The following is a 20446-nucleotide window of genomic DNA, read 5'->3' on the forward strand; positions in this document are numbered from 1 at the left end:
ACCGGTGCACGTCAGGATGTCTCGAAGCCCGTCTATCCCAGACCGACCTCACCGCGATATCGATCCGGATCTCCCCGACAACGAACGGCTCGAGGCGCTCCACGGGCACTTCTCGGACCTCGTGGACGTCAACGAGCAACTCGCTTCCCAGCTCGAACAGGCCGAAGACCGCCGCGAGCAACTGCGAGAGCGCGTCGACCGCGTCGAACGCGAAAACGAGACGCTCAAAGGCTCCTCGCTGTACATCGCGACCGTCGAGGACGTACTCGACAACGACGAAGTCGTCGTCAAACAACACGGCAACAACCAGGAGGTGTTGACCGACGTCTCCCCGCGGATGCTCGAGCGACTCGAAGCCGGCGACCGCGTCGCGGTCAACGACTCGTTTGCAGTTCAGACGATCCTCGACGCCGAAACCGACGCGCGAGCGCAGTCGATGGAAATCTCCGAGCGACCACAAGTCACCTACGGAGAGATCGGCGGCATCGACGAACAGATTCGCGAAGTTCGCGAGGCCGTCGAACAACCCCTCGCCGAACCCGAACTGTTCGAGGACGTCGGCATCGAACCACCGAGTGGCGTGCTCCTCCACGGACCGCCAGGGACAGGGAAGACGATGCTCGCCAAAGCCGTCGCCAACGAGACCAACGCGACGTTCATCAAGATGGCCGGCTCGGAACTCGTTCGGAAGTTCATCGGTGAGGGCTCACGACTCGTCCGGGACCTCTTCGAGATGGCTCGCGAACGTGAACCGGCAATCATCTTCATCGACGAAATCGACGCCATCGCAACGACGCGAACGGAGTCGAAGACGTCGGGAGACGCCGAAGTTCAGCGGACGATGATGCAACTCCTCAGCGAGATGGACGGCTTCGACGCTCGAGGCGAGATTCGCATCATCGCCGCCACGAACCGCTTCGACATGCTCGATCGCGCCATCCTCCGACCCGGGCGCTTCGATCGTCTCATCGAAGTCCCCGAAGCCGACCAGGACGGTCGCGAGCAGATCCTCCAGATCCACACGCGCGGCATGAACGTCGACGACGAGGTCGATTTCGACGACCTCGCCGAGGAAACCGACGGCTACTCCGGGGCCGAAATCGAGAGTCTCACGACCGAGGCTGGCATGTTCGCTATCCGTAACGACCGCGAGGAGGTCCACCACGAGGACTTCCTCAACGCCATCGAGAAGATCGAAGACGACGACTCGAGTGACGTTATCTCGTCTGCGGGCTACTTCTACCAGTAACGAACTTTTCCTCTGCGGGTGCGCCTACGGCGCACCCTCGGGAAAATATCGAAAGAGCGTTCCGCTCTTTCGGACCTCGCGGGATCTTCGATCCCGCTTAGCTTCGATGAAAAGCACTCCTCCCTCCGTTTTCTCACTCCTTTCAGTCGTTCGTTCACATCGGTCGTCGGCCCGCTCGCTCGATCGTCGGTCTCACTCGCGGCGATTGCGACTGTGACTCCCTGCTCTCCCCCGACTCGTGAAGCCCGCAGTTCTTCGGCTTCACTCGTGGTCACGAATCGATCACCGTCGGGACTCGAGCGACGACTCTGTACCGCAAGCCCTTACGCTGTCCGGCCCCGAGAACGACCATGAGCACGATTCGAATCGTCTGGGGGGCCGCATCGGCCCCGACGGCGATGTCGTCCTACGACGCCGCACTCGCTGACGCCGGCGTCGAGAACTACAATCTCGTCTCGGTTTCCTCCGTCATTCCGGCCGACACCCACGTCGAAGCCGTCGGCACGGCACCCGACCTCGGTCCTGCCGGCGAACGACTGACCGTCGTGGAAGCACGAGCCACCGTCACCGGACCGGGCCGCGCGAGTGCGGCGCTCGCGTGGTCCCAATCGGTCGAGAACGGACCCGGGCTGTTCTACGAAACGTCGGGTGAAACCGACTCGGAGGACGTCGAACGACGCGTTCTCGAGGGATTAGCGGCCGGACAGGAGCTTCGCGACTGGGAGTTCGCGGACGCACAGGTCGCCACCGAGAGCATCCAGGCGAAATCGGGAGAACACACGACGGCGCTCGTCCTGGCCGTCTACGGCGAGAGCGAACCAATCTGGTAACTGCACGCGCACGCGTTCTCTCCAGGTCTCTCGTGATTGTCCGAAGGCGAATCCTTTTGACCTGCCGTCCCGTTGCTATCAGGTACACACTTCTCATGAACGGAAATACGCCGTACGCAGGACTGCCGGGAGAAACGGGTGCTGGTCAGCGTGCCGCGGCGGACGTTCCGGAACTCTCGAGAGATCAAAAGCGACTTCTCCACCGTGACGTCTCGCGGATCGCCGCTCGCACGCGCGAGTTCCTCCCGAGTGAATACGTCGTCGACTCGGATATTACGAGCGGGATGTCCGGCCCGCAGGTCACCGTCGCCGTCCGGCCACCGATCGGCCACGCTGTCAGCGCCGGGTTTACCCCCGACCTCGAGGACGTCGCTACCGAAGACGACCTCATCACGGCGGACGAACGAAACGAGGTCGCTCGCGGGTTGGCCGCCAGCGCCGCGTTGCAGGTCAAACAGGCCGTCAGCAACAACGTGAAGCCGACTGGAAAGTAGCGATTGGGTCTCTACCGCGGAGTACGAACTTTCGATCGTGACTTCGTTATTGCTTTTAGTGGGTTCAGGCGAATGGTGTGGCGAGTAGTTCTCGCCACGCGCTTCCAGAAATTGTGTTCGTTGGGCCGCTGTGGAGCCAATTCGAGTCACTGATTTCGGGCCAAGACGATCAGCGATCGTCTCGTGCTCACCGTTATTATTAAAATGGGGTGAAACAATAACAATTTTAAATAAGGTTGTTAGTATATTTCGTATGGGTCTAACCCGACGAAATGCACTCATCGTAGGTATCGGCGCACTGACAACGGCTGGAACGGCTAGTTACGGTGCTGCACAAACGGAATCGACGGACGAGCCGTTCGAATTACTCGCAGAGGAGAACATCGACCACGAGCACGCGTGTCTCCACGCCGAGTACGACGAGCGGACATCACTCGAAGCAGGAGAGTCCGTCGACGACGCGCCGACAGTCGACGACACACACGTTATCTGGGAGGTCACTGACGGTTCCGATCAAGGGTACGTCGTCTTCGACGCTGACGGGCACCACTACGACGGCCCCTTCGTCTTCTATACGACTAACGGAACGGTCTCTCCCGTTACTGGCACCGAGGTTGAAGACGGGACCGTCGACGACGATAGCTGTGGTCCGCTAGACGCATACGTCGTCATCGAACCCGACGGCGGCCGTATCGAACTCGAGTTGTCGACGGCGGAGTCGTCCGAATCCGATACGGAACCAGCGCCAGAGGATGATGAGTCTGAGGCTGATGACGAGGACGAATCAGCCGAGGATGATGAAAACGCGTCGGACGACGAACCAGACGAACCAGACGAGGATGATGAAGACGAAGCCGAAGCGGACGATGGCGATGACGACGAAGACGCAGACGACGAACCGGACGAGGAAGACGACGAGTCGGTAGATGACGACGAAGACGCAGACGACGAACCGGATGCGGAAGATGACGATGATGACACTGAATCGGTAAACGACGAGACTGAAGGCGACGAGCAAGACGAGGACGAGTCAGTAGACGACGACCCAACACTCGAACTCTCCGTTTCCGCTCCCGAGTCGATCACGACCGAGGATTCGGCCCGATTCACTCTCACCGTGCGAAACGAGGGTGATGTCGACGCTGATTTGACAGTCGAACTCGAGGTCGATGGAGACGTTCACTCCGTTTCGATCGGTCTGAACGCCGGCGAGTGTGACTCGAGTACGCTCTGCGTCAGTGGCTCTTCGGTCGGTCGGGGAGACCACGACTGGACCGTCACTGCGGCCGACGAGACAGCGACCGGGGCGTTGAGCGTCACCGCAGCCACCGAATAAGTGACAGGCCAAATGCGAGTGACACAAACCAGACTGGCTCGACGGTGGCCGTTCGCCCCTCGCGTTTGAGACGCAACTGCATCGGTAGAGAGTACGAAATCATCGAACGCACTCACGACGACGATTGATACATGAACCTAACACGACGGACATCACTCGAGGCGACGGAGGCCCGCGATGACGCCCCGGTGGTCGACGACACGCACGTCATCTGGGAGGCGACGTACGAAGGCGAGCACGGCCACGTCGATTTCGACGCAGCGGCCCACTCACACGACGGTCCGTTCGTCTTCTACACGGCCGACGGTGAGGCAGATCCCGTCACTGGCACCGAACTCGACAGAGACTCCGTCGAGGACGACGACTGTGAGCCACTCGACGAATACGTCGAAGTCGAACCCGACGATGGACACATCGTTCTCGAACTGACGGCGTCGTAAAAACGGAGATCGAGGTACGCGACGGCGTCCGTGCGTCGTCGTTTGGATAGTCGAATCGGACGCCAGCGGGACCGAGACACACTGCGACGAACCTGAACCACTCCCGCCCACGCTCGGATCAGTACAGCAGTTGCTCGAGTTGGTGTCGCCGTCGCTCGAGGTCGACCGTCGGCTCTAGTTCGGGATCGTGACTGAGTCGATCCCAGACCAACAACGGGTCCGTTCCTTCTCGCTCGACGGCCTCGAGTAACTCCTCGATAGCGCTTCGATTCGTTACGAGCGAGTCACAGCGATCGATCGCGAGCACGAGCGGGATCGCCGCGTCGGCGTTCGATGGAAGCGCGTCGCTGATGGCTGTGAAATTCGGATTCCTCTCTCCATCTCGTGTCGACTCGACGGTGAGACAGTGCGTACAGATCGCCACTGTCGCCGATCGTTCCGGTGCGTACTCACGATAGCTTTCTGGGACTTCGACAGCCACCGTCGGTGAGGAACACGTTGAACAGGTCATCGGACGAGAGAGAAGAGTGAATACGGAGGTCGAAATCAGTCGCCGCCCGGAACGCCACCGGCAGTCGACTGTTCCATATCCGGTTCAGCCGTGCCCGCATCTTTTGCATTCGCTTCAGCCTCCGCCTCGGCTGCAGCTTCGGCTTCTTGCTCTTCTTTTTCCTGTTGTTCTTTTTTCTCTTTGATCTTCTTCAGTCGGAACGTCTCCTCGCGCTCTTGTTCCTCGAGTTTCTGTTCGATGTACTCCTGGTTCTCGTAGAGGTCGGGCAGGAGTTTGAACTCGAGGGCATTGACGCGTCGCTTCGTCGTCTCGATTTCCCGGAGCATCTTCTTCATCGCCGTCTCGACTTCCGCGGCGAGGATGATGCTCTCGAGGAGGTCCTCGTAGGATTCGGCGGCCTCGTCGATGCGAGCGGATGTCCCCATAATCCCGTACCCGCGCTGATCGAGGCTCTTCGAGACGCGCGAGGATTCGATCTGCGGGACGACGACGCCCATAATATTTTTCGACTCGGTGGTGATTTCGGGGTGTTCCTGCAACGCGGCGGCAGCCCCACGGACCGCGACGTCGCCTTCCATCGCTCGAGCCATGTTGATCTTCTTTTGAGCTTCCTCGTAGTCGTCTGCGAGGTCGCCACGAACGTCCTGGGCCTTATCCAGGATGTCCATGAACTCCATGATCAGCCCGTCTCGTTTCTTTTCGAGTGTCCCGTGCCCACGTTCGGAGAGTTCGATCCGATCCTCGATCTCCATCAGGTTCTTACGAGTGGGCTTGACGTCCTTGGCCATCTTGTGGGGAAGTTGCGCTCCCAATCGGATAACTGTTTACAGTTGTGTTGACTACCGTGGCCTGCGATCGGTCGCTGAGTACGATTTGGGCCGGATCGGTACCAGCCTTCTTCGACGTCACCGTCGACCGTCGTCCCGCTCCGAGCGTTACGGTTACGTCTCTCCGACGGACGCACCGACGACGCCGGCGTACCACGTTTCCTCGATTCGGACGGCGAGGACGTCTATCGACTCCGACCGTTCTTCTTCCTTACCCTCGAGGTCGAGTTCGTAGGTGAGCCACTCGGCGTCCGATACCGTCGCGTTTAGTTCGTCCTTTGCCGCCTCGATAGCGTCGTGGTCGGTCGTGGATTCCGCACAGTCCGTAGCCGCGAGCGCGTAGTCGTCGACGGTGTCGGCGAACCGATCCTCGAGGTAGTCGACGAAATCGTCCCGGTCGTACTCCTCGAGGTACTGGGTGGGATAGTACTCGCCGGCCGCCTCGAACTCGCCGTCGAATGTCGACTCGAGGAACCCGATACCGGCCTCGCACGCCGTTTTGTACCGTTCGGTATCGTCGGAGTGGTCGTCGTCCGAGCGACCGTCGTCTTCGGAATCTCCTTCAGCGTCGTCCGTCGCGTCGTCGGTACCGCTCGATTCGCTCCTCAACTCGTCGAGACAGCCTGGGGCACTGACCAGCAGTGTGCTGGCCGCCGTCGTCGAGAGCACACCTCGCCGCGAAATTCGTTCGTTCATGAGACAAGTGTTCTATAGATTGGAATAATTATTGTCATTTCCATCCGTACAATCGGTAGTCTTTCAGCGTGGATTACTGGCTGTTGGCGCACTGAAACCGAGAAAATTGAAACGATAAACTCGGGTCGGTTAGTCGGCGGACACTTCGGCGGCTTCCGCCTCGTCTTCGCGGTAGTGTTCTTCGATGAGGTCCTCGTCGATCCGGTTGAGTGCCTCCTTCGGAAGCATCGAGAGGAGATCCCAACCCAACTCGAGCGTCTCCTCGATGGAGCGGTTGTTGTCGTAGCCCTGCTGGACGAACTCCGTCTCGAAGCGGTCGGCGAAGTCGAGGAACTTGTTGTCCCGTTCGCTGAGCGCTTCGCGACCGACGATGTTCACGAGGTCACGCAGGTCCTCCCCCTCCGCGTAGGCGGCGTACATCTGGTCGGAGACGTCGCCGTGGTCTTCGCGGGTCAGGCCCTCGCCGATCCCGTCGTCCATCAGTCGCGAGAGCGATGGCAAGACGTTGACCGGCGGCTCGATACCCTGGCTGTTGAGGTCTCGATCCATCATGATCTGGCCTTCCGTAATGTAGCCGGTCAGGTCCGGAATCGGGTGGGTGTCGTCGTCACCAGGCATCGTCAGGATCGGAATCTGCGTGACCGACCCTTCCTTACCCTCTATCCGGCCCGCACGCTCGTAGAGCTGTGCCAGGTCGGTGTACATGTATCCGGGGTAGCCACGGCGGCCCGGAACCTCCTCGCGTGCGGCACCGATCTCGCGCAGCGCCTCACAGTAGTTGGTGATGTCGGTCAGGATGACCAGCACGTGGTAATCCTTCTCGAAGGCGAGGTACTCGGCCGTGGTGAGCACGAGTCGCGGCGTGACCTGGCGCTCGACGGCCGGGTCGTCCGCGAGGTTCATGAAGACGACCGAGCGCTCGAGTGCGCCCGTGCGCTCGAAGTCTTCCATGAACTCGTTGGCCTCTTCCTGAGTAATCCCCATCGCACCGAAGATGACTGCGAACTCCGACCCGTCTTCGTCGTCACCTTCTTCCTCTTCAGGCACGGTCGCCTGACGGGCAATCTGGAGCGCGAGGTCGTTGTGTGGCAGTCCGGAACCGGAGAAGATCGGCAGCTTCTGGCCGCGAACCAGCGTGTTCATGCCGTCGATGGAGGACACGCCGGTCTGGATGAACTCCTCTGGGTACTCTCGAGAGTAGGGATTGATCGCTTCGCCGACGATGTCGATTCGATCGTCGGGGACGATTTCCGGGCCGCCGTCGATCGGATTCCCGGACCCGTCGAGCACCCGTCCGAGCAGGTCCTCGGTGACGGGCATCTTCATCGTCTCGCCCAGGAACCGAACGGACGCGTTGCGGTCGATACCGCCGGTCCCTTCGAAGACCTGAATCGAGACGAGTCCGTCGCTCGATTCCAGCACCTGACCGCGCAGCGTTTCGCCCTGCTCCGTCTCGATTTCGACGACCTCGTCGTAACCGACGGGTTCGTCGACCTCGGCGAACACCAGCGGACCGCTGATCTCCGTGATCGTTTGATATTCCTTCATAGTTAGTACAGGCTCCGAATCTGTTCTTGCAGGTCCGATTCGAGTTCGTCGATGAACTCGTTCCACTCCTCGGACGTGTTCATTCGGTTGAGGCGTGGGGCCGCGTCGACGTTCTGGATCTCTTCGACCGGAACGCCGGCTTCGAGCGCGTCGAACGCCTCGTCGTTGAACGTCCTGATCGCCTCGAGCATTCGGTAGGTCTTCTTCGGATCGCAGTAGGTGTCGACGTCGTGGAACGCGTTCTGCTGGAGCCAGGCTTCACGCAGGTAGCGTGCGACCTCGAGGGTCAGTTGCTGGTCTTCCGGCAGCGCGTCCTTGCCGACGAGTTGGACGATCTCCTGGAGTTCGCCCTCCTCGTCTAACACGTCGACCGCCCACTGGCGAACCTCCGGCCAGTCGTCCGCGACGTTCTCGCGGAACCACGGATCGAGTTGCTGTCGATACAGCGAGTACGACTCGTCCCAGTTGATCGACGGGAAGTGCCGACGCTCTGCGAGGTCGGCGTCGAGCGCCCAGAACGTCTTGACGATACGCAGCGTGTTCTGGGTAACCGGCTCGGAGAAGTCCCCGCCCGGTGGCGAGACCGCGCCGATAACCGAGATGGACCCCTCGTCGCCGTTCATCAGTTGGAATTTGCCGGCACGCTCGTAGAACTCCGAGAGCGCTGCGGCGAGGTACGCGGGATACCCCTCTTCGCCGGGCATCTCCTCGAGTCGACTCGAAATCTCACGCATGGCTTCGGCCCACCGGGAGGTGGAGTCGGCCATGAGCGCGACGTCGTAGCCCATGTCGCGGAAGTACTCCGCGATGGTGATGCCGGTGTAAATACAGGACTCACGGGCTGCAACTGGCATGTTAGACGTGTTCGCGATGAGCGTCGTCCGAGCCATGAGCGGCTTGCCCGTGGTCGGGTCTTCCAGTTCCGGGAAGTCCTCGATGACCTCGGTCATCTCGTTGCCACGCTCGCCACAGCCGACGTAGACGACGATGTCCGCGTCGGCCCACTTGGCGAGTTGGTGTTGGGTGACCGTCTTCCCGGATCCGAACGGACCGGGAATCGCGGCCGTTCCACCTTTCGCGATCGGGAAGAGGCCGTCGAGAATTCGCTGCCCCGAGACGAGTGGGACCGTCGGCGTCTCCTTCGTGTCCGCGGGTCGCGACTGGCGAACCGGCCACTCCTGGTGCATCGTGACTTCTTCGCCGGAGTCGAGTTCGACGACGACTTCGTCGACCGTGAACGAACCGCTTTCGACCGACGTTACTTCGCCTCCCTCGTAGTCCGGTGGCACCATCACGCGATGGGTGATGCTCTCGGTTTCGGGAACTTCACCGACGACGTCACCTGCCTCGAGCGTGTCGCCTTCCTCGACGGTCGGGGTAAACTCCCACTCCGTCTCGAAGTCGATGCCGGGGGCGTCGACCCCGCGGTCGAGAAACGCCGTCCCCATCTTCTCCTCGAGAACGTCGAGTGGGCGCTGAACACCATCGTAAATGGCGTCCAGAACGCCTGGGCCGAGGTCGACACTCAGGGGTTCGCCCGTGTTCTCGACGGGTTCTCCCGGGCCAACACCGGAGGTTTCTTCGTAGACCTGAATCGTGGTCAGGTTTCCTTCGATCTCGATGACCTCGCCCATCAGTCCTTCGTCGCCGACGTAGACGACGTCGTTCATCCGGGCGTCGAGGTCCGTGGCGGTCACGACTGGACCACTCACGCTTTCGATTAGACCGTCTTCGTCGACGGATTCGATGTCTTCTGCCTGGCTCATAGTTTAGCTTTCTTGTTCGTCCTCTTCCATGAGGTCGATACCGATCGCGCGTTTGATTTGCTCGCGCAGCCCACCACCAGCGGTGCCGGCACCGATCGTGACGACGACCGGTTCGACACTCGTCTCGACGTTCTGGCGGACGTTCCGCGAGAGATGTTCGAGGTCCTCGTCGTGCATAACGACGATACCAACACCCTCGTCGTCGAGGGCGGCCGTCACCGCGTCGTCTAACTCCGCGTCTTTCTCGTCGTCCGGCACGTTCTCGAAGCGACTGACTCCCGCGAGGCGAAAGCCAGTGGTGAACTCCGGGCTGCCGACGACTGCGATTTCCTGACTCATAGGATCACCAGTTCCTCTTCGATTTCGTTCTCGTCGAGGCCGACTTCGCGACCGCGAGCGATCGCACGGATGTTCTCGACTTCGCGTTCCTTCGCGAGGATGTACGACAACACGGCCGAGACCGACGCCGGGTAAATGCTCGAGAGCGTATCAGCGTACTCGAGCAACGCAGCGTCTAGTGCGTGCTCGAACTGGATAAGGCTGTCAGCATCCCGCAGTCGAGCCATCGCTCCGGAGAGACGGTCGCCGTAGCGCTTGTTCTCGTCGATGTGGTCGACGAGTTCGTCGAAATCGCCGACGAGGCGATTGAGATCCGATTCGTCGAATAAGACGCCGCCCTCGATGTAGTAGCTGGCCGGATCGAGGTCTGCACCGCTGCGAGCGAGTCGGAGTGCGTTTCGTGCGTTTCGGAAGTCGATTTCTGCTTGCAGGAATTCGATGTACTTCGCTTCCGGTCCTTCCTGGAGTTGCTCTCCTCTTGGGGATCGACTGACGTCCTCGAGTAGGTGCTCGTAGAACTCTCGGTCGAGTGCGTTCTCGAGGGGAACGAGTGCGCCGGTTTCCTCGAACTCCTCGTAGGCGTCCGAGAGCGGCTCGTAGTAAATCGTCCGGTTGAGTACTTCGATGGCGTCCTCGATGGAGTCGACCTCGAGCAATCGGTCGATCGTCTGGTCCTCGAGTTCGCCGGCACGGATCAGGTCGGTCTGGATCTCTTCGGCGTCGGTATCGGTGTAGATGCCACGAATAATCGTCTTCAGATTCCAGACGTCGAACTTCCGAAGGTATCGGGCAACGAGGTCGTAGAGTCGTCCCTCCGACCAGTCGAGTAAGTCGTGAAAGTGCTTCGCGAGATTCCGATTCAACGCGTACTCGATCAGATCGACGCCGGAGAACCTGGCGCCGAGATCGTTGATCTCGCGCTCGTACTCCGATTCTTCCATGAACCGTGCGATCCCGCTCGGCCCCATCCGGATCAGCTTCCGATAATCTTCGTCCGCGAACAGCGAGGCTCGGCGTGACCGAACGCGAGCGTTCACGTATTCCGGATTCGAGGCGCCTATACTCATTGCTCGAAGAGTTGGGTGCTGATCTCCCGGAGGTTGTCTTCCCAGACGTCCTCGAGTAGCGAGTCGAACGTGTTGTTGACTCGGACTCGAGACTGGTCGCTTTCGACGACGACACCGCCGAGACAGTCGTACTCGCCGGCGTACTCGTAGCCGTCGTAGTCCTCGAGGATCGACTCGATGAGCTCTTGGTCTTCCGCACGACCGTAGACGCTCACGTCGTCACCCTCTTCGAATTCGTCGCTCGCACCGTCGAGGACGGCTCGCGTCAGTTCCTCGCGGGTCTCTCCCTCGAGGGAGGCGAGTTCGTCTTCGACTTGCTCACGAACGTCACCGAGTACGTCACGACGGGCCTCCAGGCGTTTTTGTTTCGCCTCCAGTTTCGCACTGGAGAGACGCTGTTCGCGAAGCTGCTCGATCTCGCGCTCGACGGACTGCTCTGCGTCAGCGAGGATCTCCTCGGCGTCTTCCTCGGCGGCCGATTCGATCTCGTCGGCGCGCGCTTCGCCCTCGGCGCGGATGTCCTCCGCACGCGCGTGGGCCTCTTCTCGAATGTCTTCTACGACTGTGTCCAAACTCATTGGTAAGAGAAGGCGGCGGTGGTTATCCGACAACGAAGACGACGACCAGCGCCAGGATCACGAGCGTCTCTGGAAGGACGGTCATGATCAGACCTGGAACGAACATATCGTCGTCCTCGGCGATTGCGCCGACGGCAGCGGCACCGATACCGCGCTCGGCGTATCCCGCTGCGAGTGCCGCGAGACCGACGGCGAGTGCCGCCATCCCTTCGTCGGAAACGTTCTCGAGGGTCGCTCCTTCAGCTTGCAGTGCAACATCCGCCAGTTCTGGTCCAAGTTCAAGTACCATTGTTAGTTAGTCCTCACTGTGATTTCGATCGTGTCCGAACGGTTCGTAGTTCTTTCCACCGCCTTCATAAAACTTCCCAAAGAACTCGACGTACTCGAGCCTGATACCCTGTAATCCGGCACTTGTGATACCAAGTAGCAAGACTACAATGTGCCCGACGATTAACACGAGTACACCGAGGATGAAGAAGCCAATCGCGACGGCTCCGTCGCCCATGTAGAACAGCCCGTCGAACATCACCTGTCCGTCTTCGGGTCCGTAGCCGGTCCACGGAGCCATGAATGGGCGTTCTCCTGCGTCGGTCTCGACGCCGCCGAACACCAGCAGGTTGACGACGAACGCCATCCCACCCTTCGCGAGCAGGACTGCGGCGATTCGGGCGTAGGAGACGCCGTGTGCGAACGGGATCGCGAACTCCGCGAGTTCGACGGGATCACCGATCGCGAGCAACACGAGTCCAGCGATAACGAGTAAGAACGGGATCGTTACTTCGAACCCGCCGACGTAGGCGATATCGCTGGGAACGGTGAAGATGTCCATCAGCGGGAAGCCGCTGAATCCGAGGTCGAACGCGCCGCCGTCGAAGGTCGTAAACAGGAATTCGGGTTTGACGTCCGATGCCTGTGGCGTGAAGACCCAGATCCAGAGTCCGTTGAGCATCAGGATCCACGAGCCGCTGTGGGTGATCGCTCCCCAGAGGCCGTGGCCGTGTTGGATATTCTCGACGAAGTCGAGGATGTATCCGATGTTCAGGTGAATGATACCGAACAACAGGCTGATGATGAGCCAGGCGAACGCGAAGTCGATCGTGGCTGGCGCCAGCCCTTTGTCTCCCATCGGCGCTCCTCCGTCGCCGAAGAGCATGTATCCGAGTTCGTGGAGTCCGAAGAACTCGCCGAACAGGATTCCGAAGAAGATGGTGAACGCACCACACCACATGGCGACGCCACCGAGGCTCGTGATTCCCGGACTATCGAAGCTCTGGTACATGTAGAAGCCGGTCAGCACGTACAACAGGCCGTAGCCGACGTCGCTGATCATGAACCCGAAGAACAGCGGAAACGTCAGGAACATGAAGATAGTCGGGTCGAGCTCGTTGTATTTCGGCCGGTTGACCGCTTGTACCAGCGATTCGAACGGCTTGGCAGCCGACGGATTCTTCTGAATCGTCGGCGGCTGGTCGCTCATCGTCACGGCCGAGCCACCGTCCGTCATCGCCTTCTGGGGCTGCTCGTTATCCGCGGCAGCCGCGTTTTCGTCGTCGCTCTCTTCGTCGTCTTTCGCCGTCTGTGTCCCTTCCTGAAGCTCTTCAGTGTGGGTCTTGCCGTGACGGTCGTAGCTCGCTCGCTCGAGCTCTTCGATTTCGACGCTTTCGCCGACGGCGTCGCGCAACGATGCGGCGAGGCGTTCGTACTCGTCGGAGGGAATCCACCCTTCCGCGATGAACGCCCGATCCGTCGTCGCGAACTGCAGCGGTGCTTCTGCCTGCTGTACTTCGATGCTCAACTCCTCTTCGACGCGGAGGAGAAAGCTCGCCTCGTTCGCTTTGATCTGTTCGAGTTCCGCGTCGATGTCGTCGATTTCGTACTCGAGTTCGCGTTTACGCTCCTCGAGTTCGTCGACGTAGGAACTCGGCGTCTGGTCCGTTTCTGGGACCTCGTGTCGCGTGAACTCGACGCCGACGAGGGCGTCGTCGATCGGGCTCGAGCCGGCGTCGTCGGTGGACGCAGCGACGACCGCCACGATGTCTCCACCGGTAAACGTCTCGAACGCCCGGATCTCGTCGGATGCAGCGACTACCTCTTCGATCTGGGCGTGTGGACCCTCACCGACGACGACGTCGACTGAATCGTACCCCGACAGGAGGTCGAGATCGATTCCGAGCTCCGCGAAGGGTGCGACGCGGTCGATTCGCTCTTCGACCTGTCGAAGCGATTCGCGGATATCACTCCGTTCGTCGTCGAGTTCGTTGACTCGCGTCCGAATCTCTTCGACGCGGGTTTCCCAATTTTCCTCGAGCGTCCCCGGTTCGGCCTCGTCGGCCGAAAGATCGAGGGTATTCTCGAGGGCGCGAACGGTCACCAGTTTCTCGGAGACGTCGTCGGCTCCTTCGATGGGAGTTCCGTTGTCGAATCCCTCCCAGGAGCCGTCGTAGTCCGACAGGTGAACCAGGTTCAGTTCGTGAACCGTCTCGATGACCGGGGACATGACGCCCCGTGAACCGGTCACCGAGATCTTGCTCATCCGTTCAGGTCTGAGCATGGACGTCCTCCTGGAACAGGGAAACGACGTGATCGACCACGTCGTCGACCCGCTCCTGGGCGCGCTCGGCTAATGCTTCGCGCTGCTGTTCGCCCTCTTCGAGGACCGCCTCGCACTCCTCGTCGATCTCTTCGCGCGCCGCTTCTAGTTGGCGCTCTTTGAGATCACGCGCGTCTTGTTCCGCTTCCGTGCGAATCTCCTCGGCACGTTCCCGGGCCTCGGCTATTCGCTCGTCGCGGTCGTTCTGTGCCAATGCGACGATCTCGTCGGCTTCCTCCTCCGCCGACTGTATTCGTTCGAGAACCTCTGGCCTCGGCATACTCTAAGCGGGTGAACGTTTGCGAAGGCGCGTATATGGTAGTTGCGAAAGACGGCCAGCGATACCCGGCACGAGCAGGCCGGTTCGAGTCGATCGTTCGGCTCGCCTGACCACGTGGAACAGCAGACATATCCCGGTTCGCTCGAAACGCTGTGCCAATGGGAATCCTCGAGAACAAAGCCCGGGCTCGATTGTTCTACAAGTACCTCTCGAAGGTCTACGACCAGGTCAACCCCTTCATCTGGAACGAGGAGATGCGAGCAGACGCCCTCGAGTTACTCGAACTCGACGACGACACGACCGTCCTCGACGTCGGCTGTGGCACCGGCTTCGCCACCGAAGGGCTCCTCGAGCACGTGGAGGAAGTGTACGCCCTCGACCAGAGCGAACACCAACTCGAGCAAGCCTACGCGAAAGTCGGCAAACGCGCCCCGCCGGTTCACTTTCACCGAGGGGACGCCGAGCGCCTCCCGTTTGCGACGGACACGTTCGACGTGGTCTGGTCCTCCGGTTCGATCGAATACTGGCCGAACCCGATTCTCGCCCTTCGCGAGTTCCGCCGGGTGCTGAAACCCGGCGGACAGGTACTCGTCGTCGGCCCGAACTATCCCGACAGCCTCCTCGCCCAGAAACTCGCCGACTCGATCATGCTCTTTTACGACGAGTACGAGGCCGATGCGATGTTCAAACGCGCCGGCTTCGAGGACGTCAAGCACATGTTCCAGGGCCCGTCCTACGACCCGGACGTTGCGATCACGACGATTGGTCGAGCACCCGAGTAACGTCCTCTACAACGAACACCCAACACGAACGAACGCCACGACACGTTCGATCACGTCGCCTCGTCCTTGAGCGTCGCGAGCCGATATCCGTCGACGGAGAGCGTCACTGCAACTGTCTCTCCTGACTCGAGTGCGGGATCGTTCGTCTCGGCAATCGTGAACGCCGCACGTTCGCCCGGCTCCCATTCGGTGTCGCCTTCGGCGTTGAACGGTCCGTCCGGAGTCCCGTCGAACCCGTCCGCGCCGACGAACGGAACCGGCGGCTGGGCGGCAAGTTCGTCGCCATCGATGTCGACGATTAGTTCCGCTTCGCTCACATCGATCGTCTCGCCACCGTCGTGGTCGATCGTTATCGTCGAACTCTCGCCGTCTGCCGTCATCGAAAACGCCGCTGTCGGTGGACTCGAGTCGAGCGACCACGTACTAGCTCCGACGGCGACCATCGTCGCGAGCGCGACCGTCACCCCGAGCAATGCAACGATACCTACCAGTCGACTGATCGCTCGAGCGTCGGTGTGAAAACCGGATCTTGCTGATTTGCCACTGTTATAGCCACTCTCCGTACTAACTTCCTGGCCAGAACGCGTCGAATCACTCGAGTGAGGGCGATCGATCACGCACCAACGTGGCCGCTCGTTCCGATATAAACGTTCGGCCGAGAAGAACGACGGATCAGTCGGGAGAGACGGTCTCTGTGATCTCTCTCGAGTCAGTCTCTGCGGTCAACTCGTACTCGTCACCCGGTGGCAAGAACCACACCGTCCCGTCGTCGTCGGTTTCGCCGACTTCGGTGCCATCGACTTCGATCGTCGCCGAAACTGGGTCACCACTGACCGAATCGGTGACGGTCAGCTCCGAGGGTCCGTTCACGGGCGTTTCCGTCTGCATTACTTCGAGGTCGTCGTTCTCCCACGACTCGTTGTTCTCCTCCGGCAGCGACTCGAGTGTGTGTTCCTGTGACTCTCGAGTTATCTCGTTCGTTGCGCCATCGAGGTATACCTGCAGCCGATTCTGGTCGTACTCGATGGTCGTCACGTAGAGGTTCTGATTCCCGGCTTCGTTGAAGCTCAGTCCGGATTGATCGGCTGCCCACGGGTACAACTCCGTCGTCCGGTCGATCATGTCGGAGTGTGAGGCGTCTCCGAACTGATTCTCTCCGTCGGCGTCGCGATTGTCGAAGCGCGTCGTTTCGGTGACGTACGTATCGCCGTCGATGGCCGAGACGCTGTAGCCGTCTTCGGCGGTTTGAATCTGCACGTCGAGTGCGCCGTCTGTGTCGGTCGACTGACTCGCCTGATCGAGGAGCGATCGAAGCGACGTCTGCTGGAGCTCGAGTACCGTTTCGTCCGCTCGAACCTGCTGACGGGAGAGGGCGTATCCCGGAATCGCGTCCGTTCGCTCACCATCCAGTTCGTTTAACGCGTCGTAGAGCACCTGCGATTCGTGGTAGTTTCGCAACAGGGTGTGGATCAATTCGGTGTCTGAAACCTCGCCATCAGCGTGTTCGCGGACGGCGTCGCGCTCGCGCTCTTCGATCACGTCGGTTTGGTCTTCGATCTTATCGACGGCGGCACTGACCATCTGCTCTCGGTCGTCGTTGCTGGCCGAATCGAACTCGCTGTCGACGAGGGTGTACTGCTCTTGATCGATTCGCAACTCGTCGTCGACCGATGCGAGAGCGACACCGAGATCGGGGCCGTACGTGGTATACTCGGTTCTGACCTCGTCACGGGTGTCGCCTGTCGGCTGAAGTCGATTCGTCGTATTCTCCGCTTCGACTGGTTCCGTCGACGCGTGCTGGAGGGTCGATGGCTGGAACTCTGGTTGTGGGGCGTCGTGTGTCGCGGCGTTCGCTTCCGGACCCGCTATGACGGGCATCGCGAGAAGCGACGTCACGAGCAACACCGCGAGGAAAGCCGGTGTCGCGCTATTCATCGAGCCACCGTTTAGGCTCCTGATACAAAAACGAGTCGCACCGTCGTTCGTCTCGACCGGTAACTAATTTTGACTGTCACGCTATTTTCCATCGATCGGGAGACGTTATTTTCCGATGGAAAGTGTTTTTTCCCCGGGGAAACCACCGGTTGGTACGCATGCGGGTATCCACTGCCGTTACGATTGGCCTCACCGTCCTTCTCTTTACGTCGACCATCGGTGTGGTTGCCGGGATGCCATCAGCGTCCGCAACTGCTGATGAACCGGTGGATGCCTCTCAGAATCTCGGCGGTACTCACGTCGCACTCGAGTCCGAAGATTCGTCCGCGACGCCTTCATCTCCGATCGCCGAACGCTCAGAATCACTGACGACTATCGACCCGCCAGATGATTCCGATGCGAGACAGGTACTGCGGGTCAACATGGACGCAGGCGGGAATGCCCACTGGACGATCGAGAGTCGGTTCATCCTGACAGACGAGGAAGATATCGAGGACTTCGAGGAGTGGGCCGACGAGGTCACGAGCTCTCATCAGAACACTATCGTCGACCCCGGGTTGTTCGAAGACCGTGCAGCGGGTGCGTCGGAAGAGACCGACCGTTCCATGGAAATTCAGGACCCCGGTTGGGAGGACCAGACGGTCGAACCCGCTGAAGATGTCGGCGATATCGACGAAGACGAACTCGACCTCGAGGACGACGTGGACGCTGAAGACGTACACGTCGGCGTCATTTCCTACTCGTTCGTCTGGAGTAATTTCGCAGCAGTCGACGACGACGATCAGATTCACGTCGGTGACGCGTTCCAGACCGAAGACGGCACCTGGCTCTCGCTGACCGAGAACCAACGACTCGTCCTCGAACCGCCGGAAGACTACGCACTCGGCACCGACACGTCTACCCAACTCGAGTGGGAGGGACCACACGAGTTCTCCGAACAGGACATCGACGTCGTCTTCGTCCACAGCGGCGGAATCGTGCCGCCCGCACTCGGGACGATACTCTGGGCGCTCGCGGGAATCGGTGTCGTGGTCGCGGTCGGTACCATCGGCTACCTCTACGTGCAACGAAATACGACTATCGAGCTTCCATCACCGCTCGAGCGCGCCCCAGCGTCCATGGCCGCGCTCGGCTTCCCGGGTATGGCCGCCAAAGTTCGATCGCTGGTTGACAGTGACGAATCCGGACACCCAGAGGATGAACCGACGCATTCGGCCGATTCCCCTCGAGAGGAATCGGCTGGCTCACATCCCGCCGCAACTGACGGCCCACGTGACATGGGGACTCACCTCGAGTTCGAAGAGGAAGCCGCTGGGGTCGATCCGGAGTTGTTGAGTGACGAAGAGCGCGTCTTGCAAATGATCTCTCAGAACGGCGGCCGAATGAAGCAAGCGACGATCGTCAACGAGACCGGCTGGTCGAACGCCAAGGTTTCACAACTCCTCTCCAAGATGGACGACGAGGACGACATCGAAAAGCTCCGAATCGGTCGGGAGAACCTTATCACGCTCCCCGAAGTCGATCCCACCGAACTCGAGTGACGCCTGCAGCCGAATACACACGTTTTCAAATCTCGTCGTTTTCCGGTGGATTCGCTCGCGTCACTCGCTCACCGCTCTTCTGCTCGCGCGCAGAGCGCCCGTTCGCATGGTCAGCGGGGCCGACGGTCCCACTCGACTCGAAAAACTTCCTCCAAAAACCTCGACCAAAAAAGTCCGCTCGTTCACGCTGTTCGCTCGCGGTCCGTTACACTAGCGGCGTCCGCTCGACGACTTGACACACGGACCTTTTTCTCGTCAGGTTCGCTCGCTCACCCTCCTCGAAAAATCTCCTCCAAAAACGCTCGCTTCGCACTCCGTGGCTTCGCTCGCGCAGATTACACTAGCGGCGTCCGCTCGACGACTTGCCCATCGTACGTCGGATACCGCGTCGCGACCTTTTTCTCGTCGGGTTCGTTCCCTTCGGTCACTCACCCTCCTCCAAAAACCTCGAGCAAAAAAGCCCGCTCGTTCACGCTGTTCGCTCGCGGTCCGTTACACGAGCGGCGTCCGCTCGACGACTTGCCCGTCGTACGTCGGATACTGTTCGACGATTTCGCCGTCCTCGAGGTCGCCTTCTTCGATCATCTCCTCTAAGAGCCACCAGGCGACTTCGACGTGGTTCGTTTTGGTCGTGTAGAACTCCTCTGGGACCCCAAGCGCTTCGAATCGCTCCGGTTCGGTCTGTGTTTTGCCGTAGACGAGCGTTCCGTCGTCGGTCACGTCGTCGAACTCGCGGCGAATGTTTCTGGCCATTCGTTTGAGCCGACGGCGGTGTTGTGCGGCGTCTTTGAACACCGACGTACAGAAGTAGACGCGCTCGTGGTCGCCCATCGTCTCGAGGATCTCGTCTCGAGTGCCGTCGACGGCGCTCATGTGGTCTTCTTTGAGCTCGAAGCCCTCCTCCTGCATCCGACGGTAGTTCCCGTCGCTCATCTCGAACTCGTTGACGTTACAAAAGTCCGCTGCGCCCTCGTCGAGAAACTCGAGAAACTCCGGTTCCGGCCGGATACCGGGGATTTCGAACGCCGGTGTGAGTCCTTCCTCGCGAGCGATGTAGAGAATCTCTTCCCACTCGGTGCCGTGCATCTCGCCCCATAGCTCGAGTGGCGGGTGAAAGCGGATTTCGTCGAGGCCGGCTTCGGACAGCCGGCGCATGTTTTCGCGGCCGCCCGGAATCCCCGTATAGAGGTGGGTGTGGTGGTCCTCGCCGAATTCATCTTTGAGGAGTTCGAGGTAGTGACAGGTCCGCTCGAGGGCTTCCTGTGGTTCACCGCCGGTGATCGACGTACCCAGTGCGTCCATTCGGTGGGCTTCCGTCAGGACGTCTTCGTCGTCCTCGACGAGTCGTTCGTTGGCGTAGACGTCGGTCACGTTCTTTCGGTTCTCACCGAGCGGGCAGTAAAAGCAGTCACGCTGGTCGCAGTAACCGTAGACGAACAATACCATCTTGCCGCCTTTCGCGCACTGCTCACAGCCCTTCGAGATCATTCGAGGGAACCTACCGGCCCGACCCACAAAAGCCGTGCGAAACGAAGACGGCTGCACGAGGTGTGAGGGCGCTGCACACGGACTTGGTGCTCGAATATCCACGTCTCAATCGCTATCGAGCGTGTTTGCTCCGGGAGAAACGAGATGAC

The 20446-nt window shown here is 60.3% G+C and carries 21 protein-coding genes; 7 read left to right on the forward strand and 14 right to left on the reverse strand.

All coding sequences use genetic code 11. The features are described 5' to 3' along the window. Nucleotides 1-16: 16 nt before the first annotated feature. The 5 genes from pan2 (at nt 17) to BB347_RS16380 (ending at nt 4349) form a co-directional block, all read left to right on the forward strand. Nucleotides 17-1249, forward strand: coding sequence for a proteasome-activating nucleotidase Pan2 (gene pan2 / locus BB347_RS16360; protein WP_076579766.1), 1233 nt, complete (start codon nt 17-19; stop codon nt 1247-1249). Between the two features lie 350 nt (nt 1250-1599). Continuing rightward, a complete protein-coding gene (locus BB347_RS16365; RefSeq protein WP_076579764.1) occupies nt 1600-2079 on the forward strand; it encodes a pyruvoyl-dependent arginine decarboxylase in 480 nt (159 codons plus the stop codon). Between the two features lie 95 nt (nt 2080-2174). Next, the gene (locus BB347_RS16370; protein WP_076579762.1) at nt 2175-2573 is read left to right on the forward strand and encodes a DUF5811 family protein; all 399 of its coding nucleotides are present in this window, start codon (nt 2175-2177) and stop codon (nt 2571-2573) included. Nucleotides 2574-2826: 253 nt separating this feature from the next. Next, entirely contained in the window at nt 2827-3909 is a 1083-nt protein-coding gene (locus BB347_RS16375) for a hypothetical protein (RefSeq protein WP_076579760.1), read from the forward strand. 131 nt (nt 3910-4040) lie between these two features. Beyond that, on the forward strand, nt 4041-4349 hold the full coding sequence (locus BB347_RS16380; RefSeq protein WP_076579758.1) for a hypothetical protein: 309 nt from the start codon (nt 4041-4043) through the stop codon (nt 4347-4349). A 118-nt stretch (nt 4350-4467) separates the two neighbouring features. Here BB347_RS16380 and BB347_RS16385 read toward each other — a convergent pair whose 3' ends face one another. The 11 genes from BB347_RS16385 to ahaH all read right to left on the reverse strand — a co-directional run bounded on the left by BB347_RS16385 (nt 4468) and on the right by ahaH (nt 14551). Continuing rightward, on the reverse strand, nt 4468-4860 hold the full coding sequence (locus tag BB347_RS16385) for a DUF6276 family protein (protein ID WP_076579756.1): 393 nt from the start codon (nt 4858-4860) through the stop codon (nt 4468-4470). 35 nt (nt 4861-4895) lie between these two features. Beyond that, on the reverse strand, nt 4896-5648 hold the full coding sequence (locus BB347_RS16390; protein WP_076579754.1) for a V-type ATP synthase subunit D: 753 nt from the start codon (nt 5646-5648) through the stop codon (nt 4896-4898). A gap of 153 nt (nt 5649-5801) precedes the next feature. Beyond that, nucleotides 5802-6383, reverse strand: coding sequence for a hypothetical protein (locus tag BB347_RS16395; RefSeq protein ID WP_076579752.1), 582 nt, complete (start codon nt 6381-6383; stop codon nt 5802-5804). Between the two features lie 129 nt (nt 6384-6512). After that, on the reverse strand, nt 6513-7931 hold the full coding sequence (locus BB347_RS16400) for an ATP synthase subunit B (protein WP_076579750.1): 1419 nt from the start codon (nt 7929-7931) through the stop codon (nt 6513-6515). Between the two features lie 2 nt (nt 7932-7933). Continuing rightward, entirely contained in the window at nt 7934-9697 is a 1764-nt protein-coding gene (locus tag BB347_RS16405) for an ATP synthase subunit A (RefSeq protein ID WP_076579748.1), read from the reverse strand. A gap of 3 nt (nt 9698-9700) precedes the next feature. Beyond that, a complete protein-coding gene (locus BB347_RS16410) occupies nt 9701-10036 on the reverse strand; it encodes a V-type ATP synthase subunit F (protein WP_076579746.1) in 336 nt (111 codons plus the stop codon). Beyond that, nucleotides 10033-11103 (reverse strand): V-type ATP synthase subunit C, encoded by a 1071-nt coding sequence (locus BB347_RS16415; RefSeq protein WP_076579744.1) that lies wholly within the window; start codon nt 11101-11103, stop codon nt 10033-10035. Before BB347_RS16415 ends, BB347_RS16410 begins: the two co-directional genes overlap by 4 nt. Then, nucleotides 11100-11681 (reverse strand): V-type ATP synthase subunit E, encoded by a 582-nt coding sequence (locus BB347_RS16420; RefSeq protein ID WP_076579742.1) that lies wholly within the window; start codon nt 11679-11681, stop codon nt 11100-11102. Before BB347_RS16420 ends, BB347_RS16415 begins: the two co-directional genes overlap by 4 nt. 22 nt (nt 11682-11703) lie before the next feature. Further along, nucleotides 11704-11970 carry a hypothetical protein gene (locus tag BB347_RS16425; RefSeq protein WP_076579740.1) on the reverse strand — a complete coding sequence of 89 codons (267 nt, stop codon included), beginning with the start codon at nt 11968-11970 and terminating at the stop codon, nt 11704-11706. 6 nt (nt 11971-11976) lie between these two features. After that, on the reverse strand, nt 11977-14232 hold the full coding sequence (locus tag BB347_RS16430) for a V-type ATP synthase subunit I (RefSeq protein WP_076579738.1): 2256 nt from the start codon (nt 14230-14232) through the stop codon (nt 11977-11979). Then, complete coding sequence (ahaH, locus tag BB347_RS16435) at nt 14219-14551, reverse strand: ATP synthase archaeal subunit H (protein ID WP_076579736.1); 333 nt, start codon at nt 14549-14551, stop codon at nt 14219-14221. The genes BB347_RS16430 and ahaH overlap by 14 nt, the downstream gene beginning before the upstream one ends. Nucleotides 14552-14709: 158 nt before the next feature. On the opposite strand from ahaH, the gene BB347_RS16440 reads away from it, so the two are divergent. Then, nucleotides 14710-15333 (forward strand): methyltransferase domain-containing protein, encoded by a 624-nt coding sequence (locus tag BB347_RS16440; RefSeq protein WP_076579734.1) that lies wholly within the window; start codon nt 14710-14712, stop codon nt 15331-15333. A gap of 50 nt (nt 15334-15383) precedes the next feature. Here BB347_RS16440 and BB347_RS16445 read toward each other — a convergent pair whose 3' ends face one another. Beyond that, nucleotides 15384-15950, reverse strand: coding sequence for a type IV pilin N-terminal domain-containing protein (locus BB347_RS16445; RefSeq protein ID WP_394329256.1), 567 nt, complete (start codon nt 15948-15950; stop codon nt 15384-15386). A 55-nt stretch (nt 15951-16005) separates the two neighbouring features. Further along, nucleotides 16006-17268, reverse strand: coding sequence for a DUF7096 domain-containing protein (locus BB347_RS16450; RefSeq protein WP_076579732.1), 1263 nt, complete (start codon nt 17266-17268; stop codon nt 16006-16008). A gap of 158 nt (nt 17269-17426) precedes the next feature. Between BB347_RS16450 and BB347_RS16455 the strand changes: the two genes are divergently transcribed. Then, the gene (locus tag BB347_RS16455; RefSeq protein WP_236995966.1) at nt 17427-18809 is read left to right on the forward strand and encodes a helix-turn-helix transcriptional regulator; all 1383 of its coding nucleotides are present in this window, start codon (nt 17427-17429) and stop codon (nt 18807-18809) included. A 492-nt stretch (nt 18810-19301) separates the two neighbouring features. Here BB347_RS16455 and BB347_RS16460 read toward each other — a convergent pair whose 3' ends face one another. Further along, nucleotides 19302-20297, reverse strand: coding sequence for a radical SAM protein (locus BB347_RS16460; protein ID WP_076579730.1), 996 nt, complete (start codon nt 20295-20297; stop codon nt 19302-19304). Between the last annotated feature and the right edge of the window lie 149 nt (nt 20298-20446).

It is taken from the genome of Natronorubrum daqingense, assembly GCF_001971705.1.
In the GTDB taxonomy this organism is placed as follows: Archaea; Halobacteriota; Halobacteria; order Halobacteriales; family Natrialbaceae; genus Natronorubrum; species Natronorubrum daqingense.

Coding starts and splice junctions, on each gene's coding strand:
- pan2 (WP_076579766.1), top strand. CDS start 17: ATGTCTCGAAGCCCGTCTATCCCAGACCGACCTCACCGCGATATCGAT.
- BB347_RS16365 (WP_076579764.1), top strand. CDS start 1,600: ATGAGCACGATTCGAATCGTCTGGGGGGCCGCATCGGCCCCGACGGCG.
- BB347_RS16370 (WP_076579762.1), top strand. CDS start 2,175: ATGAACGGAAATACGCCGTACGCAGGACTGCCGGGAGAAACGGGTGCT.
- BB347_RS16375 (WP_076579760.1), top strand. CDS start 2,827: ATGGGTCTAACCCGACGAAATGCACTCATCGTAGGTATCGGCGCACTG.
- BB347_RS16380 (WP_076579758.1), top strand. CDS start 4,041: ATGAACCTAACACGACGGACATCACTCGAGGCGACGGAGGCCCGCGAT.
- BB347_RS16385 (WP_076579756.1), bottom strand. CDS start 4,860: ATGACCTGTTCAACGTGTTCCTCACCGACGGTGGCTGTCGAAGTCCCA.
- BB347_RS16390 (WP_076579754.1), bottom strand. CDS start 5,648: ATGGCCAAGGACGTCAAGCCCACTCGTAAGAACCTGATGGAGATCGAG.
- BB347_RS16395 (WP_076579752.1), bottom strand. CDS start 6,383: ATGAACGAACGAATTTCGCGGCGAGGTGTGCTCTCGACGACGGCGGCC.
- BB347_RS16400 (WP_076579750.1), bottom strand. CDS start 7,931: ATGAAGGAATATCAAACGATCACGGAGATCAGCGGTCCGCTGGTGTTC.
- BB347_RS16405 (WP_076579748.1), bottom strand. CDS start 9,697: ATGAGCCAGGCAGAAGACATCGAATCCGTCGACGAAGACGGTCTAATC.
- BB347_RS16410 (WP_076579746.1), bottom strand. CDS start 10,036: ATGAGTCAGGAAATCGCAGTCGTCGGCAGCCCGGAGTTCACCACTGGC.
- BB347_RS16415 (WP_076579744.1), bottom strand. CDS start 11,103: ATGAGTATAGGCGCCTCGAATCCGGAATACGTGAACGCTCGCGTTCGG.
- BB347_RS16420 (WP_076579742.1), bottom strand. CDS start 11,681: ATGAGTTTGGACACAGTCGTAGAAGACATTCGAGAAGAGGCCCACGCG.
- BB347_RS16425 (WP_076579740.1), bottom strand. CDS start 11,970: ATGGTACTTGAACTTGGACCAGAACTGGCGGATGTTGCACTGCAAGCT.
- BB347_RS16430 (WP_076579738.1), bottom strand. CDS start 14,232: ATGCTCAGACCTGAACGGATGAGCAAGATCTCGGTGACCGGTTCACGG.
- ahaH (WP_076579736.1), bottom strand. CDS start 14,551: ATGCCGAGGCCAGAGGTTCTCGAACGAATACAGTCGGCGGAGGAGGAA.
- BB347_RS16440 (WP_076579734.1), top strand. CDS start 14,710: ATGGGAATCCTCGAGAACAAAGCCCGGGCTCGATTGTTCTACAAGTAC.
- BB347_RS16450 (WP_076579732.1), bottom strand. CDS start 17,268: ATGAATAGCGCGACACCGGCTTTCCTCGCGGTGTTGCTCGTGACGTCG.
- BB347_RS16455 (WP_236995966.1), top strand. CDS start 17,427: ATGCGGGTATCCACTGCCGTTACGATTGGCCTCACCGTCCTTCTCTTT.
- BB347_RS16460 (WP_076579730.1), bottom strand. CDS start 20,297: ATGATCTCGAAGGGCTGTGAGCAGTGCGCGAAAGGCGGCAAGATGGTA.